Annotated in this window: 19 protein-coding genes and 3 tRNA genes; 18 read left to right on the top strand and 4 right to left on the bottom strand. The window is 39.2% G+C overall.

The features are described from left to right. The 12 genes from BLO53_RS16810 to BLO53_RS16755 all read left to right on the top strand — a co-directional run bounded on the left by BLO53_RS16810 (position 1) and on the right by BLO53_RS16755 (position 9,262). Complete coding sequence (locus tag BLO53_RS16810; protein ID WP_143003264.1) at positions 1-741, top strand: hypothetical protein; 741 nt, start codon at positions 1-3, stop codon at positions 739-741. Positions 742-966: 225 nt separating this feature from the next. After that, on the top strand, positions 967-1,299 hold the full coding sequence (locus BLO53_RS16805; RefSeq protein WP_026488240.1) for a hypothetical protein: 333 nt from the start codon (positions 967-969) through the stop codon (positions 1,297-1,299). A 20-nt stretch (positions 1,300-1,319) separates the two neighbouring features. Beyond that, positions 1,320-1,402, top strand: a tRNA-Leu gene (locus BLO53_RS16800). Between the two features lie 39 nt (positions 1,403-1,441). Continuing rightward, positions 1,442-1,525 (top strand) — tRNA-Leu (locus tag BLO53_RS16795). A gap of 370 nt (positions 1,526-1,895) precedes the next feature. Next, the gene (locus tag BLO53_RS16790) at positions 1,896-3,530 is read left to right on the top strand and encodes an MBOAT family O-acyltransferase (protein WP_092064238.1); all 1,635 of its coding nucleotides are present in this window, start codon (positions 1,896-1,898) and stop codon (positions 3,528-3,530) included. Continuing rightward, positions 3,517-4,566: a hypothetical protein gene (locus BLO53_RS16785; RefSeq protein WP_092064235.1), complete on the top strand. Its 1,050-nt coding sequence runs from the start codon at positions 3,517-3,519 to the stop codon at positions 4,564-4,566. The genes BLO53_RS16790 and BLO53_RS16785 overlap by 14 nt, the downstream gene beginning before the upstream one ends. Beyond that, positions 4,566-6,107, top strand: coding sequence for an amino acid adenylation domain-containing protein (locus BLO53_RS16780; RefSeq protein ID WP_092064231.1), 1,542 nt, complete (start codon positions 4,566-4,568; stop codon positions 6,105-6,107). The genes BLO53_RS16785 and BLO53_RS16780 overlap by 1 nt, the downstream gene beginning before the upstream one ends. 2 nt (positions 6,108-6,109) lie before the next feature. Further along, positions 6,110-7,333, top strand: coding sequence for a diaminopimelate decarboxylase family protein (locus BLO53_RS16775; RefSeq protein WP_092064228.1), 1,224 nt, complete (start codon positions 6,110-6,112; stop codon positions 7,331-7,333). 14 nt (positions 7,334-7,347) lie between these two features. Next, the gene (locus BLO53_RS16770; protein WP_026488245.1) at positions 7,348-7,575 is read left to right on the top strand and encodes a phosphopantetheine-binding protein; all 228 of its coding nucleotides are present in this window, start codon (positions 7,348-7,350) and stop codon (positions 7,573-7,575) included. Positions 7,576-7,671: 96 nt separating this feature from the next. Continuing rightward, positions 7,672-7,755, top strand: a tRNA-Leu gene (locus BLO53_RS16765). Between the two features lie 203 nt (positions 7,756-7,958). Further along, the gene (locus BLO53_RS16760; protein ID WP_092064225.1) at positions 7,959-8,834 is read left to right on the top strand and encodes a hypothetical protein; all 876 of its coding nucleotides are present in this window, start codon (positions 7,959-7,961) and stop codon (positions 8,832-8,834) included. A gap of 44 nt (positions 8,835-8,878) precedes the next feature. Beyond that, the gene (locus BLO53_RS16755) at positions 8,879-9,262 is read left to right on the top strand and encodes a hypothetical protein (protein ID WP_092064222.1); all 384 of its coding nucleotides are present in this window, start codon (positions 8,879-8,881) and stop codon (positions 9,260-9,262) included. A gap of 45 nt (positions 9,263-9,307) precedes the next feature. On the opposite strand, the gene BLO53_RS16750 is transcribed toward BLO53_RS16755, so the two are convergent. Further along, complete coding sequence (locus BLO53_RS16750) at positions 9,308-9,487, bottom strand: ribbon-helix-helix protein, CopG family (protein WP_092064219.1); 180 nt, start codon at positions 9,485-9,487, stop codon at positions 9,308-9,310. 159 nt (positions 9,488-9,646) lie between these two features. Between BLO53_RS16750 and BLO53_RS16745 the strand changes: the two genes are divergently transcribed. Together BLO53_RS16745 and BLO53_RS16740 are read left to right on the top strand one after the other, a co-directional pair. Next, positions 9,647-10,117 (top strand): hypothetical protein, encoded by a 471-nt coding sequence (locus BLO53_RS16745; RefSeq protein WP_092064216.1) that lies wholly within the window; start codon positions 9,647-9,649, stop codon positions 10,115-10,117. Positions 10,118-10,169: 52 nt separating this feature from the next. Then, the gene (locus BLO53_RS16740; protein ID WP_092064213.1) at positions 10,170-10,928 is read left to right on the top strand and encodes a hypothetical protein; all 759 of its coding nucleotides are present in this window, start codon (positions 10,170-10,172) and stop codon (positions 10,926-10,928) included. A 1,017-nt stretch (positions 10,929-11,945) separates the two neighbouring features. Here BLO53_RS16740 and BLO53_RS16735 read toward each other — a convergent pair. From BLO53_RS16735 to BLO53_RS16725, 3 genes are all read right to left on the bottom strand, one after another. Beyond that, positions 11,946-12,284, bottom strand: a complete 339-nt coding sequence (locus BLO53_RS16735; RefSeq protein WP_092064210.1) for a hypothetical protein — start codon at positions 12,282-12,284, stop codon at positions 11,946-11,948. 249 nt (positions 12,285-12,533) lie between these two features. Further along, positions 12,534-12,866 (bottom strand): type II toxin-antitoxin system RelE/ParE family toxin, encoded by a 333-nt coding sequence (locus tag BLO53_RS16730; RefSeq protein ID WP_092064207.1) that lies wholly within the window; start codon positions 12,864-12,866, stop codon positions 12,534-12,536. A gap of 3 nt (positions 12,867-12,869) precedes the next feature. Beyond that, complete coding sequence (locus tag BLO53_RS16725) at positions 12,870-13,163, bottom strand: type II toxin-antitoxin system RelB/DinJ family antitoxin (RefSeq protein WP_092064204.1); 294 nt, start codon at positions 13,161-13,163, stop codon at positions 12,870-12,872. 146 nt (positions 13,164-13,309) lie between these two features. Between BLO53_RS16725 and BLO53_RS16720 the strand changes: the two genes are divergently transcribed. From BLO53_RS16720 to BLO53_RS16705, 4 genes are all read left to right on the top strand, one after another. Beyond that, positions 13,310-14,254 carry an AAA family ATPase gene (locus BLO53_RS16720; protein WP_176757337.1) on the top strand — a complete coding sequence of 315 codons (945 nt, stop codon included), beginning with the start codon at positions 13,310-13,312 and terminating at the stop codon, positions 14,252-14,254. Positions 14,255-14,271: 17 nt separating this feature from the next. Then, positions 14,272-15,114, top strand: a complete 843-nt coding sequence (locus BLO53_RS16715) for a DUF5688 family protein (protein ID WP_092064198.1) — start codon at positions 14,272-14,274, stop codon at positions 15,112-15,114. A gap of 9 nt (positions 15,115-15,123) precedes the next feature. Beyond that, complete coding sequence (locus BLO53_RS16710) at positions 15,124-15,540, top strand: hypothetical protein (RefSeq protein ID WP_092064195.1); 417 nt, start codon at positions 15,124-15,126, stop codon at positions 15,538-15,540. A 109-nt stretch (positions 15,541-15,649) separates the two neighbouring features. Beyond that, positions 15,650-17,298: recombinase family protein (locus tag BLO53_RS16705; protein ID WP_092064191.1), on the top strand; the 1,649-nt coding region annotated here is incomplete at its 3' end.

Genomic DNA, 17,298 nt, shown 5'->3' with positions numbered 1-17,298 from the left:
ATGGAGAATAAACTTACAGTTTTTAATTTTACAGGTGTTTATGAATCAGAGAGCTTTTATCGAGGTGATAAAGGCTCTTATCTTTGCGATTTTCTAGATCTGAAGAATATATCAGGTACCAATTGCTTTTGTGATGACTACGCAAGGGAACAGATCCGCGGAATGATAGCTTCAAGGGGTATCAGTCCAAATGGAATCCACTTTATTGACAATGGAAATTATCATTATATGTCAGCCATCATGCTGGAGCAGGTAAAAGAGCCTTTTTCCCTTGTGGTCCTAGATCACCATCCGGATATGCAGGCCCCGATGTTTGGAGATATCTTATCTTGCGGCGGCTGGGTTCTTGATGTTATCGAGAAAAACGAATTTGTCCGGGATATTCACGTTATTGGCGCTGATAGGGGGTTAATAGATAAGCTTGATGAAAACGCCCGAAACAGGGCTTTTTTTTACGATTCAACAAAGGGAGTAGATCCTCATTACCCAGTGTATCTTTCAATTGACAAGGACGTATTGGCAACGGACGAGCTTATTACCAACTGGGATCAGGGGCAAATGTCAGCGGATGAGCTTTTATCTTTTGTAAAAGAGATGCTTTCAATGCGGGATGTGATCGGCATAGATGTTTGCGGCGAATGCGCTCTGGATCAGGAGGGAATATCGGTGGATTTAGAGATTATCCGAAATGATGAATTCAATATTAGGTTACTAAAAGAAACGGGATATAGTATAATATGATATAGGTGTCAAAAGTCAAAATGCGTACATGCTTGCATGTTAAGCATCTTGACTTTATGACCCGAACAAATATGAGGAATAAGCAATTTACGTAGTAAATTAGCGGTTTCCGAATATTTGTAGAATTGCGAGAGTTTCGAAGAAACAAAGCAATTCGTATATCATAATGATATAGGCGTCAAAAATCATAAATGCGTACAAGCTAGATTGTTAAGGACGGGGAATATGGAGAAAAGGTTCAGGGAATATCTCAAACATTTTGAAAAGCTCGATTATGATGTTCTTTCCGATGAGGAGATAATGGATGAAAAGACAAATCTCCAGGTTAAGACTTCTATTTTGCACCAGGAACTTGTCAGAATCCTTATTGGAATCGTTGGTTTTCTTATCTGCGCCAGTATTTTTTTGTCGGCAGGACTTCTTGGAGGAAAAATTATTAGCTTCTGTTTGGCTGCTATTATGGCTGTTTTGGCGGCTTATATGACCATGAGATATAAGATTATTGCAGATGTTATAAAAAAATTAGAGATGTTTGTAGACAAACTCTCAATGTTGTGATAATATAATTTTTGTCGCTCGCAGGAGTGGCGGAATGGCAGACGCGCATGGTTCAGGTCCATGTGTTGGCAACAACATGAGGGTTCAAGTCCCTTCTCCTGCACTAGATTCAACTAGAGCGGCTGCGAATTCAATATGGTTTGCGGAAGTGTCGGAATTGGCAGACGAGCAAGACTAAGGATCTTGTGATGCTTACATCGTGAGGGTTCAAGTCCCTTCTTCCGCACGAAACAAAAGGATCAACTCGAAAGAGTTGGTCCTTTTTGTTTTGTGCGGAAGGGGACTCTCACCCAGCAGCTTCGCTGCGTGGGTTTCCTGGCAAAAGCTGCGCTTTTGTCAGGACTAGGTGCCTGCGGCACCGTCGCAAGCCCCTATCTTCCGCGTGGCTACATACTAGGCTCGAAAATACCTCGCCAAGTGCTCTGCTCAAAGTCCCATCTCGTCAATTCTGCCGCAGTTCCATCTTCCTTGGTAGGATCGCACAGCCAAAATAGACCACTGACTCCGTCCCCAGGTACCATTCTGGCTACTTCTGCACAGGGGGAAAATATGGTATTATACAATAGTTGAAATTTGAGTAAATGAGGTTTTGCGGGATGGATTTTTTTTCGCTGGCATATATATTATTTGTTTTAATAGCACTTATTTTTTACTACCGACTGCCTGAGAGGTTTCAGTGGGTAGTTTTGCTGATAGCCAATATTTCTTTTTATCTGATCTGTGGCAAGTGGAACATCATTTTTATTCTGATAACTTCACTTAGCGTATGGCTTGGAGGCAGGAAACTAAGTGATTTGTCAGCGCAGTACAAGGTTTTAAAGAAGAACAAAGAGCTGACCAAAGAGGATAAGAAGGCTCTCAAGAATAGATTCCAGAATAAAAAGAGGCTTGTACTCTGGCTTGTTCTTATTCTTAATCTTGGAATACTGGCGCTTATCAAGTACTTCAAGATATTTACTCCTGTCACAGGGCTACTTCTTCCTCTTGGAATTTCTTTTTATACCTTCCAGGCAATCAGCTATATTGTTGACGTTTATGGGGATAAGTACCAGGCGGAAAAGAACTACTTCAGATTTCTCTTGTTCGTATCCTTTTTTCCACAGCTGATCCAGGGACCTATCAATAGATATGACAAACTAGGGGAGCAGCTTAAAAGAGCCCATAAGATAGATGGTGAGAGGGTAAAGAAGGCACTTATGCTCATTCTTTATGGCCTAATGAAAAAGTATGCCATTGCAAATATGCTTGTAGACAGCATTGAAGCTGTGATCAGTTCACCAGTGGATGTTGTGCCAGGTGCGCTTATTGCCTTTGCAATACTTATGTATTCCGCTCAGCAGTATGCGGATTTTTCAGGCGGTATTGATATAGTGCTGGGAGTGGCGCTTTTGTTTGATCTTGAGATGATGCCAAACTTCAGGCAACCATATTTTGCCACATCTTTGGGAGATTTCTGGAGAAGATGGCATATTTCTCTTGGCGCATTCATGAGAGATTATGTTTTCTATCCTTTTGCGCTTTTAAAGCCTATGCAGAAGTTTGGAAAATGGTGCAGCAAGCACTTTGGAAATCACTTTGGAAGAGTGATTCCTGCTGGAATTGCCAATATTCTTGTCTTCTTTCTGGTGGGCCTGTGGCATGGAGCAGAGAGTCACTACATTTGGTGGGGACTTTATAACGGTATCGTGATCGCCCTTAGCGATCTTTTAGAACCTGCATTTAGTAAGGTTTTCCCTGCACTTCATATTAAGAGTGACAGTAAGGGAGTGCATGTATTTAGAATCATCAGAACCTTTATCATAGTTAATATTGGCTGGTATTTTGACAGGATTGAGGACTTTGGCCAGTGCATAGCAAGCCTTGCAAGAACAGCCTTTCATTTTAACCTCGTAGAGTTTATGTGGAGCTTTGGAAATGTGCTCCTTAATCCAAACGCTGCCGATTCCTCATATGTTCTTGGCGGAATGGCCCTGGCAACAATTTCCTGCATCATCGTTTTTGTGATCAGTGTTTTGTTTGAGAACGGAGTGGACGTTTTTGGACCAGCTTCATCACGGAAAGCTAAGATGCATGAAACTGGCGGAGCAACTGGAGCAATTACAAAAGTAGAAAGAGTAGACGAATCTGTGGACCTTCGCAGGATTTTTCTGTCACTTTTGTTTATCTTTTTGATATTTATATCCTTTGTATTTATGACCTCAACAGGGGGATTTTTGTATGCGAATTTCTAATAAAGTAAAGGGTGCGGCCCTGTTCCTTGCCTTGTTCCTGGCAGGAAATGCCGCTTTATCTTTTGCCCTTAGACCCTATAGCGGATCTGGGGCCGAGATGTGGAGGGGCTTTGACAAAAGAAGTGACGTAGACATGGTCTTTGTTGGCTCATCCCAGTGTGTATGCGATATAAATCCTGCTGTTGTAGACGAGGTTACGGGCCTTTCTTCCTACAACATGGGAACCAACATGCAGTCAATTCAGAGCTCATTTATAGCGATAAAAGAGGCTGTTAACAGGAAAAATGTGAAGTCAGTAGTTCTTTTGATTGATCCCCAGACTCTTGAAATGGAGAGGGGCAGCAACTTCAGGGCTGAGCAGTGCTTTGTGAGAAACTTAAGTGATACTCTTCCTGTGTATGACAGATTTAGAACTATGAGTATTGTTTTTGACTCAGACTTTTTTACCAAACCCTACTCAATCAGCTATTTCTTTCCCTGGACCTATGATAGAAGCTCTGGCATAGGCCTTAATATCAAGGAAAAATTAGAGGGCCGGGTTCTAAATCCTGATGAACACAGGGACGAGAATGGCTATAGCCCATCGGATGTTGTATATAGCACTGATTTTGTTCAGTCTGGTATTGAAAAGGCCAAGGAGTGGAGTCTTGAGCATACGGACCTTCATGTTTTGGAAACTATTCCTGAGAATCTTGAGACGTTAAAAGATATTGCTTCATTTTGCAATAATCGAGGCGTGAAGCTCTATGTGGCATCTCCGCCGGCTTTAAATAATTTTACCTACTATGATTATTTTGGATATGTGGAATTTACAGAAACTGTGAGGGATACACTTTCTGAATATGGTTTGCAGTATTATGATTTTGCACTTCTAAAGGATGAGTATTTCGAAACACTCAGTCTTGGAAATTATAGAGATATCGGCCATATGAACAATACTGGCTCGGAGGCATTTTCAAAGATTATTGGAAACTTTATCCTGGATTCAGATAAGGACAAGGATATTAGCTATATGTTTAAGGAGTTGTATTACTGATGGGTAACAGGTATTACAGAAATGTACTTGAATTATTGGAAGAGCGCTTTAGGCAGACTCCGGATGCTATTGCATTTGGCGATGATAAAAGAGACATCACTTACAGGGATCTTTACTATGGCGCCAGGTTTATTGGATCTTTTTTCTCCGACAAGATAAAGAGAAGAGATGCGGTGGCCTTCTATATGGAAAAGAGCTGCAGCGCCCTTGTTGGCATGTTTGGAATAGTCTACGCCGGTGGCTTTTATTCTTTTCTTGATGTGAGACAGCCTGCAGGACGAATCGATAAGATAATTGAAAAACTATCCCCAAAGGTCATTTTCACAGACTCCCAGATGCTTGAAAAGTCAAAAGAGCTGACGATTCCCAAGGGGGCAGAGGTAGTTCTTTTGGACGAAATAATAAGCTACGATCCAGAGCGCGTTGATGACAAAATGCTTGAAAAAATTAGAAGTACAGCGCTTGATATTGACCCTCTGTACGTTAATTTTACAAGTGGAAGCACCGGAACTCCCAAGGGTGTTACGGTCTCACACAGATCTGTCCTTGAGTTTATTAGCTACTTTACAGATATTTTTGGGATTACAAGTGCCGATATTCTGGGCAATCAGGCGCCCTTCGACTTTGATGTTTCGGTAAAAGATATTTATTCTGGCCTTATGACTGGGGCTAAGGTTCAGCTGATCCCAAGAGATTATTTCAGCAACCCTACAAGGCTAATGGACTACCTTGCTGATAAGAAGGTTACTGTACTTGTTTGGGCGGTTAGTGCCATGTGCTTTGTTGCTATTATGAACGGCCTTGAATACAGAAAGCCTGAGGATATCAGAATGATCATGTTCTCTGGCGAGGTTATGCCTATCAAGCATCTTAATCACTGGAAGAAGTTTTATCCTGATGCAACCTACGTAAATCTCTATGGCCCAACTGAGATTACCTGCAATTGCACCTATCACATTCTTGATAGAGAGTACGAACTTACTGAGACCATTCCTGCTGGAATAACCTTCCCCAACGAGCATGTTTTCCTTCTTGATGAGGAGGATAAAGAGGTTACAGCTCCGGGAGAAGTTGGAGAAATCTGCGTAACAGGCACAAGCCTTGCTCTTGGCTACTTTGGAGATGATGAAAAGACAAAGGCTTCTTTTATGCAGAATCCGCTTAACAAGCTCTTTAACGAAGAAATGTACAGGACAGGCGATCTGGGCAAATTTGATGATAACGGGCTTTTGTATTATGTATCCCGCAAGGATTTCCAGATAAAGCATCTGGGACAGAGAATAGAGCTTGGTGAAATAGAAGTTGCGGCCATGGCTGTATCTGGCGTAGAAAGAGCTTGCTGTATTTATGACCATGACAAGAAAAAGATAGTTCTTTTCTATTGCGGAGACCTTGATAAAAAGGAGCTTGTAGCAAGCCTTAAAGAGGCGCTTCCGCAGTTCATGGTGCCTACAGCGGTAAGGCAAATGGAAGAACTTCCCCTTAATAAAAATGGTAAAATAGATAGACAGAAACTGATATCCGTTTATAAAGAGAAATGAGCATGCTTGATAAAAACAGATTAAAAGAAATTGCAAATGAATATGGAACTCCTTCCTACGTCTTTGATGTGGCGGGGCTCAAGGAGAGAGTGAGCAGTATCAGAGAAATTGTTCCTGATGGTGTAAAGCTGTGCTATAGCATAAAGGCTAATCCTTTTCTGATCCCAACTATGGGAGAAGTTACTGACAGGCTTGAAGTGTGCAGCCCTGGGGAACTTTCTATATGCAAGTCTCTTGGCGCTAAGCCTGAGACAATAGTTTATTCCGGCGTCTGCAAGACCAAAGAGAACATAAGAGATGCTGTAGAGTTTGGATGCGGTGTGTATACCGCGGAATCTCTTTTGCATATAAAATATCTAAATGAGGTCGCTGTAGAACTTGGCAAAAGACTTCCTGTGCTTCCAAGACTTAATGCAGGAAGCCAGTTTGGAATGTCCAAAGAGGATTTATTTGAGCTTTTTTCCAAGGCTTTAGAATATAGCAATCTTGAGATTGTAGGGATTCACTATTTTGCTGGAACTCAGAGAACCAAGCTGTCTCACCAGGTAAAAGAGCTGACTATGCTCAGGAACCTTTATGAAGAAGTGGAAAAAGAGTTTGGAATAAGACTTAAAAGGCTTGAGTATGGGCCGGGACTTCCCTTTCCATATTTTGAAGGGGATAACTTTGAGGACACTCTGTCTCCAATGAAGGAGCTTGCCCCTGTTTTGGAAGAGGTAAAGAGATGGTGCGACCTGACCATAGAAATGGGCAGATTTTTTGCTTCTGAGTGCGGCTATTATCTCACCAGGGTTATGGACATAAAGAGCAATAAGGACACAAATTATTGCATTTTAGATGGTGGTATGAATCATGTGAACTATCTTGGCCAGATCATGGGCATGAAGGTTCCTGTAATACACCATATTAAGGGCGAGGAAAAAGAAAATGCGGCTTCGGAAACTGGACTTGGTATCAGCGGCCGACTGCCCCAGGGAAGCAATGACTACGCCCTTTGCGGAAGCTTGTGCACCACAGCAGATGTGCTGGTTCGAAAAGTTTCTTTTGACAATTTAGAGATAGATGATATACTTGCATTTTGTAATATTGGTGCTTATTCAGTTACAGAAGGAATTTACCTGTTTTTGTCCAGGACTATGCCGAGAATTCTTTTGGCTATGCCTGATGGACAGATACAGATTGCAAGAGACTTCTTTGAGAGCAGCACTATCAATACGATAAGGTAACTAGAGAGGTTAATATGGAAGAATTATTAGAGCTTTTATCAGAAGTAAAAGAGGATGTGGATTTCGAGAATGAGGATGCACTTATCGATGATGGAATTTTAAATTCTTTTGATATTTTGCAGATCATCAGCGCGCTTAATGAGGAATATGATATCTCAATTCCTGCATCAGAAATTATCCCAGAGAATTTCAATTCAGCACAGGCCTTGCTTGAGATGGTTGAGAGACTTCAGGAGGACTGAGAAAATTTACGAAAAAAAGTTTGTAAATTTTTGTTGACGTTTTCTCTTATTCTTGCTATTATATACAAGTCGCCGCGAGATAGCAGCGACGGGTTCGCGGAAGTGTCGGAATTGGCAGACGAGCAAGACTAAGGATCTTGTGATGCTTACATCGTGTGGGTTCAAGTCCCATCTTCCGCACTGAAATGCGAAGTTGAGAACACCTTTAAACCATCGGTTTTAATGTTCAGAGGAAGCTTCGCTATAGTGTATGATTTAGAGCGTAGGTAAAACCTATGCTCTTTTTCGTTTGTAAAAAATTGTAATTAGAATTCTTTCTAAGCATGTTCAACACAAAATATGTTATAATACATGTTATTATTAAGACGTGTTAGGAGAAAACTATGGATAATAGACAAAAAACTGTAGAAGCACTACGCTACTTCTACAATGGATTAGTAAGATTGGAAAATGCTGCTGCAAGAAGACAACAAGCAGATAATCAGATTGTTGCTCTTCAAAACCAGCTTCGTGAAGCCAAAAGTCAGGCTGTTGCCCTAAATGAAAAAAGCGATTTCACAAAAAAATCAATTACAACCATACTTTCCATCATTGTAATTGCGTTATTTGCTTTAGTAGATATCATTTTACCTATTGCTCTAGGAACAGGTATTTCATTTAGAATTAGTTCTATATTTAATTTGGCCCTTATTCTTCTCATCGTAAATGTTGTAGGTAGAATCATTTCCAAAAAGAAAACTTGGAGTGATGATATGGTACAGAAAACTTATATGAGTTCTGTACCACAAGCCGAGGCGAGTTTAAAGAATACTGTTCTCATGCTTCCTCAGATTGACTGTGAGCTGGCATGTGCATATGCACAGGTAGAAGCATTTATAAAAGGCTTTCCTCCAAAGTACACCTATTCTTATGCAGTTGGTAAGTTTGCTGAATATGTGGAAAATATGCGTGTGGATTCCATGAAAGAAGCCATTAACCTTTTTGAACAGGAAGAATGGCAAAATAATATGCTCAATGAATCTCGCAAGCAAACTGCGATTCAGGCAGAGCAGCTTGCTGTTCAGAAAGATATTTTAAATACGGCAAAGAATATCGAGGACTATGCGAAGCGCGCTGCTGAGGCTGCGGAAGATATCAAATTTACGAATCAATTAATTGCAAATAATACAGCAGCTGCTGCTGCCTACGCAGCCCAGGCAGCACAAAGTGCTAAGAATACAGAGGAGATGTTAAATTACGCATTAGGTGGAAGATGGTAATATCCTATCAGAACTAGTCTACATTTGGGTCTTAAGGAGGAATCATGAACAACATAGATATGGATGAATATAACAAGCAATTAGCTCAAATAGATCAAAGTTTGCAGAACGCAGAGTATGATAAATTGGTTAACTCAAAAATGAATAAAAGCAGTTTAACCGACAAGCTGACAATGAAGGCTGGAAAGTACATCGTTGAAAACCCTGATAAAGTAATGAATGTTGCTGATGCTATGGATTTTGTAAGCGACATTATGGATCCTGATAAAAAAATGGATATTTCCATGGGGGACGTAGTAAATAAAATTGGTCAAACTAAAGGCGGCTTTAAAGTTGCATTTAAAATACTTGTGGTTGGAGTTGTTATAATTCTGGCAGTAATAATTGCGATTTTTGTTGCCTTAGTCCGTTACGGAATGAATATGTAAGTAAAAAGCTGTAAAAATCTATAAATGAATAGATTTTTACAGCTTTTATTGTATCTCGCTATTTTCAAGAGCATATTCAAGGAGTGTTCCGATAAGTTCGTTTCTGCTGCGTTCTGTTTTGGAGGCTATTTCATCAATTCTTTCAACGGTTTCCTCTTTTATACGAATGGAAAATGTTTTATAACCATCCGCTCCACGCTTTTTAATTATCAATTTGTCCGCCATAAAAAAATCACATCCTCACTAACTGTATTTATGTTAATTTTAGAATTGAGATGTGATTTTTGATATGTTATATACTATGTTAGAATATATGTTATAATATTTTGTAGTTATGTGCAAATTTGTATGCATGTAAGGATAACGGCATTTAAGGAGGCTTTTATGAAAAAGAAAATTTTTACTAGAAAAATTGTTTTATGTCTGTTGGCTGTTTGCTTTTTATTCACATTATTTGGATGTGGAGCAAAGACAAAAAAGGTTGATGGCTACTACACTATGACTGTCGACGCACAGGTTGGAACAGGTCATACACATTATGCAATTGAGATAGATGGCTCAGATGTAGTATTCCATACAGATCGATATGGTCAAAATGGCTATAACGTTACAGGATATGTTGAGTATGGTGACGACGGCGTAGCTAAGATGTATCTCTCTGACATTACTCAATGCAGTTACAGCCAGTATTGCCCACTATACGTTGAGTTATCTGATGATGGCAATAGAATGTATCTGTCCTCTGATAACTCAGATTGGTCTACTGATACATATGATGTTGTAAGCAAGAGCGATTTGGAGTCTTTTGTCGAGGAGAATTTCACTGCTACTACCGGGGATGCACCTGCTAACTAAGTAAATCATAACAAAAGAAAAAATAATAAACCTTGAGGAGTTAAAAGAATATATGAAAAAGAAAATCTTATCTTTAATTATTGCAACTATGTTAGTTGCATCCATGCTCACAGCATGTGGAAACAAAAATACTGACACTACTGATTCAGCATCAAAAGAAACTACCGTCGTAGGTTCTGATGGTGACGGTGAATCTGCACCTGAACATGTAACAGGAGATGCCCCTGCAAGCGGTGATGCATCTGAGTCCACTAACACGCCTACTACTTTTGAAGAAAAAGTCGTAGCTGCAAGTGAACATGCCATTGAAACATTTGGTTCAGATGGAATTCCTGAACTTGATATGGAGTTCACAACAGAAGCTCTAAATAGTTATATAGAAGGTGAACCTAGCAATCGACAAGCTATTGCAAACTGTTTTTTAAATGCAACAATGAATGATACAACATTCGTTTACAATCCTAAGAACTACAGCAGCACACTCGAAATGATTGAAGATGCTCAGGCAAATTATAAATTTGGAGATAACATCTTTCGTTCACAAGATAATCGTGATGAACAGATTGCTAACGCAATCGATGCTCTTGTAGAAAGTCTTGGAACTCACGTTGTTGTTATGGTAATTGATGCGTATGATTCACATCCTGTAATGTTTTATTGTGATAATGGTATTGGTTATGGAATCCATACCGCAAATGATGAGCACATAGAATTTGATACAGGAAGTTATGCTTCTGAAGGTTACGACCCAAGCAATAATCCACATTGCTACAACGTATATACAGATGGAACTGTAGAAACTCAGTTCTAATCATCCAACTCCTCGTCAAAATGGCGGGGAGTTATTTTTTTTTCATCTTCTTTTTTTATTTTCAAATCTTACGATTTGACTTTTAACTTCGTTATTTCCGTTAGTATAAAGACCTTAAGTTGAAAGCTGCGCTTGTTCGCTTTGTATGCATTACAAATTTGACACGTTGGATTTTCATCGCTGGCGTTAGTGCAGGGCATTCTTTTCAAAGCAAAACCAACAATAATATTCCACAAATTTATCATCACAGAAAGACTCGTCTGATAGCTTCGGACTATCCCCCTAAGTGGGGACCCTGTCCTCAGCGACGAGCCAAGCACGGACTCCCGTGCAAAGGACATTAAGGACGAGCGGTGCTAACGAAGGTCCTGAGCAAAAGTGTTGAGATTTTCGAGCCTAAATACAACACACACTTATAATTTACACTACGTGGTGTGTCTCTAAAAAATACGTTGAAAATAAGGCACGTAAAATCAAGGGTTTTAGACCACTAAATACACAGTGATGAAATATCTACACGCGATTTTAGATATCCAAAGCCCTTGGCGTGTAATGGGCAGAGCTAGAACTACCAAGGGCTTACAGCTATTTGGCAATTGTAATTCAGAATTTTGAGCCAAATAGTGCAAGGGCATAAGGGGCGCTGGCACATCGCTCTGCTTGTGCTCGGCATAGCCGAGAGCGCCCCTTATGCAAAATTCGCTTCGCTCATTTAATTTTCAGAAAGCAACACATGAAAAAAGCGGTAACAAAAACAACCGCAATTAATCTTAATGATATTGTTCTTTCCATTCGGTTAAAGCTGTCTCTAATTTGGTAAAATCGCAAGCAAACATTTGGACCTTGCCAGAACTAATTTGCTTATCATAAATAGAAATTAGAGTTCCAAAAAGGCAAAAGAAAAGTTTTTGTAAAAAATAAAAAAGCGGCAGCGTTTGCTGCCGCAAGTTCTCGTCAAATAATACTCGAAAATATAGAACTTGCTATATGAAACTCGTTAAATAACAGATGCCAGAATTATGCTATGTTTTCACGCATCTTTTTTTGGATTTCATCAGAACAGTGATTGCTAACCATGTTAAAATATAAAACGTCGCTACCGTTAAGTAAATCATGGATAGTTCCTTCTGGGAAAAGTAGCTCATTAATATTGCGTGCTTCTCGCTCTAGTAATACACCTAGACTGTTAATATCTGCTGCCAAATTACCATTTTTTAATTCTGGATAATTTTTGATTGCATCAATATAGTTTAAAACCATATTATCCAAAACATAATTCATGGTAATCGCCGTAGCATGAATATCTGCAATTCTATCAAGCTGAGCCATTGCTTTTTTATCCTTTGTTTTTTTCATTTTTCCTCACCTCCTTTCTTGTTTTCTTTATAATACCGCCTTTGAAGATGATATTCTATTCGTAATTCTAGCCAAAAATAAGAGGTTTTATGCACTTGGAAAGCCTTGTTTTTTCGCTCATAAATGAGAAAAAATAAATTAATTTTACTCATTTATGAGAAGTGAAAAATCCACCTAGTTTGAGCAGATTTTGTGCAATTTGCATAATAAAAGAGCGACAGCAAAAATGCTGTCGCAATATATTAAATATTATTCTAGTTCCATAAATTCTAACTGAGTGGCTTGGTCTCGAGCAACATAAATTACTGATGTTACCTGAACCTTGGCGTTGTCTTCGTCAATCCAAAAATACACGTAATAGTTCTTAACCCTCATTCTATGAATGCCTTCGCTTCTCCATGGTTCTTCATCTGTAAGTTTTATTCGCTCTGGCATTTTTGAAAGACTCTTTATTTCCTTTTTTAGAGTCTCTATTGTATTCTTGGCTGCGTCCGGTGCTAGCAATTCTTCTTCAATGTATTTTTTTATTCCGCGAAGATGATCTCTAGCTTGTCTTGTAATTCTAACGGTATATTCTTTCACGAATTAGTCCTCCAACTCAGCAAAAACTTCATCTACATCGAAGGAGTCATCTGCCTTAGCTTGTTTTAGACCCGTTGCCATCATTTGGTTGAACTGTGCTGTTGTCATTTCATCTCTAGCAGGAACGCTTGATGGAATGGTAAGAGAAAATGGAATACCGTTGTGAGCAATAATTTGTCTATAATACATATCTATTGCAACAGAACGAGGAATACCTAATCTTTCAAGGATACTTTCAGCTTGCTGTTTTATATCAACTTTCATTCTAGAATTGACATTTGCTGTTTTTACTGCCATATCTAGCACCACCTTTCTTTGACAAACTATATTCTTAATATAAGTATATGCAAATGTGACGCAGAACGCAATACAAAATGATTTAATAGCATTTTAGTATAGCATCTCCGATGCTCGGTTTAATTCATGAAAAGGAGGGATTAGTCATGGATGATAATAACCGAGGGCATCCTTGGTGGGATGATCGAGTGGAGCTAACTAAGACAACAGACATGTCTTTCGATGAAAGTATTTTCGCAACACCAAAATCAATCTACAACTACTTTGATTCACGAATATATGGTTGTGAAGAATACAAGAAGAAAATGTCTGTGGCTATTTGGAGTTCGCTCCATCGAAATACCAAAAGTAATTTTCTTGTGATTGGAGAATCGGGTTGTGGTAAGACGGAACTTGCCCGTGTGCTTAAAGAGGTTTATCCAAACACAGCTATCTTTGATGCATCAAACGCTTCGCCCAAAGCATTTAAGGGAAACAATTCATTATCGGATTGCTTATTATCCGTTGATACCACCCAAAAGCCATGGATATTTATCGATGAGTTTGATAAATGCATTTTAAAAGGTTCAAGTGTCGGGAGTATGATGGCAAATGAAATTCTTAAACTTGCAGAAGGTGCTCAAATATATGTTGGCGAGGATAAGCAGCGTAAGCTCGTTGATACATCATTAGTCAATTTTGTTTTTCTGGGTAGTTTTTCGGAATTGAAAAAGAACCGAAAAAAAGATATTGGCTTTTGCTCGTCTAATAATTACAAATCAGAAGATTCCTCTATAACTATAACAAAAGCAGATGTTTTGGCTTCTGGCATTCTTAGCAATGAATTTCTTGGCAGAATCAACAGCGGGATTATTCTATTGCCATCCATGTCACCTGAAACTGTTAGGGAAATCCTAAATGACAATCGCTATAGCCCTGTTACAAGACTTGAAAAACAATATGGCATATCTATTAGCATCCATCCTAATCACATTGAAGAATTGGCAAATATGACACCTGAATATGGCGTGCGTGGTATTTACTCTGCATTACAGGAAAGAATCTGCAATGCCCTTTTCGAAAACTCAGAAACTACAACTATAGAACTATAACCTTAAGGAGGTTCAGAATGATTACAAGAGAAACAATCATTGAAAAATTATCGCAGAAATATCCGCAGTACCGCTTCATTCCTACTGACGTAACCAAGAATGGTGATGTACATCTTAAAGGTATATGCATCAGGGATGATTCACCTATTGCTCCAACAATCTACACTGATTCGATTATAGCGCGCAGTGAAGGTAATCTGGATAAAGCGATTGAAATTATCAGCAATATTATTGATCAGCATCAGGCTCCCGATATTGATCTCACGAAGCTAAAGAACCGAGATTTCATTCTTGAAAGAATTCGTATTGGAGTTCAGAAAGAATCTGATGAGAAACTTGTTAAACACCCTGTTGAAGAATTCCCAGGAATGGAGGCTTACTTGTACTTTGCAGAAAATAGTGAAAATCGCGATATGTGGTCAATAAAGCTAAATACCGAGTTACTTGCATCTGCAAATATTTCAGAAGAAATCGCATGGGAAAAAGCTGAGCAAAATACTTTTGAAGCAACCACCTTACAAAGCCTATCATCAGTTTTGGCTGAAATGCTTGGTGATGGTGCGGATGATAATATGTTTGATATGTTACCTTGTGAGATGTATGTAATCAGTAACAAAGAAAAGGTCAAAGGCGCTGCCAGCATTTTGAACCATGATTTATTAAAGTCTTTTGCAAAGGAGCATCAATGCACTTCGCTGTGCGTTCTCCCAAGCTCGCTTCATGAAGCCATTCTTGTGCCGCTGCAGGATGAATATAACATCGAAGATTTCAACGCCATGGTTTGCGAAATCAATGCAACTGAAGTAGCGCCAGAGGATGTGCTTGTCAATCGGGCTTACGTAATCAGCTTTGAAGAATAGAGGAATCATATGTTTAGGCTGAAATTTTACCCCAATACATCAAATAGCATGGTTGAGGCAATAGAGATTGTAGATGATGGTTCTTTTACGCAAATTGACATCAAAGAATTTAAAACGGCACTGGAGAAGCTGCAAATCCAAAACACTGCTGTGACCTTTGCAAGAAAGCATAAAAACCAAGAATATGCACGCTTGGGAGATGGATTGCTTACAGACTATGCATATATTGCTGAAATTCTATCTGATTGTTGGCAATATCCTGATGAACCGCTTCGTGAAAATGGTAAGCCAGATATAAGACCATATATTGGAATAATACATTTATTGCAGAATGTAATAAATCTTGCATTACAGTCAAGAAGACGGCTTGATGAATACAGGGAAGTATTTGGAGATTTGCCATCAGATATATTTAATGAGACATAATTGCTTAGAGGGCACTGTACGCGTAGTCGCATAATCGCTTAGCGTTCGGTGCTTTCTTGCTTGTAACTCTTTTGGTATAATTTGAACAAGGATTTAGGAGATTTTTATTATGCCAAAGAAGAAAGATGTCCCATACAATGACAACAATATAGCCATAGCATATTATCGTTGCTCTTCTGATAAACAAGAAACTTCTGTTCAACAGCAGCAGGAAGAAGCACATCGTTATGCTGAGGCTCATGGCTATGAACTTTTGTATGAGTTCATGGATGATGGTATTTCTGGAAAGTCATCTTTGACTAAAAGAGATGGCTTTGTAAATATGCTTGCTCAAATAGGCGATATTAAGCCTGCTATTCTTATCCTCTGGAAAGTCGATAGATTGGCACGTAATGACGATGATATGTACATCGCCAAAAAGACAATTAGAGATGCAGGATGTCGTATACATTATATCGCTGAACCTACACCTGATGATTCCCCTGAATCATATTTGATGGAGGGAATGCTTGAAAAATTTGCAGCATATTATTCGAAGCAGTTATCTGTAAATGTCAGACGTGGACAGTACTACAACAGAGAGCGTGGATTATATTTGGGTGTTAAAATGCTTGGCTACACGTTTGAGGGCGAAGGACGCCATAATAAACACTATGTTATTGACCCTGATACAGCACCAATCGTGCAACGTATTTTTAGGATGTATGCCGACGGCAAAAGCATGCAGCAAATCTGTAATCAGCTGAATGATGAAGGACGGGTAACTATTAAGGGCAGTAAATTTACGATAAACAGCGTCCGCCACATTTTGAAGAACGATGCCTATATCGGCACATATCGATATGCAGATACAGTCATTGAAGGTGGAATGCCTGTGATTGTTGACAAGAAATTGTTTGATGATGCCCAGAAGATGCTTGCAAAGAACAAAAAATTTGGAGCACAGAATGCACGTGGTCTAGATGATAATAATAAACCGAGATTTTTCCTCACGGGCAAATTGTATTGTGGTGAATGTGGAGACAGTATGCAAGGCACATCTGGACGTTCAAAATCTGGCTCGAAGTATTACTATTATTCATGCAATGATCAACACAAAGGTAGGCGTGGGAATGGATGTAAAAAGACACCTGTAAGAAAAGAGTATTTGGAAGAATATGTATGTGCTCAGCTCGCTATGTTTTTGGATGATACAGAGAATCTCGCGTCATTGGCGGTTGACCTTGCAGAATATTACAAGAAAGCATATGACGTGCAATACCTAGATTCGCTTAAGTCTGATTTGAGAACAACAGAATCACAGCTTGATAATGTGATAAAAGCAATCTTAGGCGGTGCAAGCGGTGAAACTATAAATACTAAGTTAGCTCAGCTCGAAGAACGTAAAAAAGCTTTAATGGACGTTATAGCCACTGAAGAGATAAAAAGCCGAGTTGTAAAAGACAGTGAGTCGGTAAGTGCATTCTTTGAAAGATTTAGACATGCGGATATGTCAGATCCTGAAAACAGAGATATAGTATTGGGATATTTTGTAGATAAAATATATGTATTTGATGATAGACTTATAATAACAAGTAAGTTTGATGAAGCTGAGCATAGCATCTTGTTTTCGGAAATAAAGGAGAAAACAAGCGGAGGAAAGTGTTCTACTACTTCACGGCTCTCCGCACGAAACAAAAGGATCAACTCGAAAGAGTTGGTCCTTTTTGTTTTGTGCGGAAGGGGACTCTCACCCAGCAGCTTCGCTGCGTGGGTTTC

The sequence above is a fragment of the Butyrivibrio sp. INlla14 genome (assembly GCF_900102515.1).
Taxonomy (GTDB): Bacteria; Bacillota; Clostridia; order Lachnospirales; family Lachnospiraceae; genus Butyrivibrio.
This window is presented reverse-complemented; position numbering and strand designations above follow the sequence as displayed.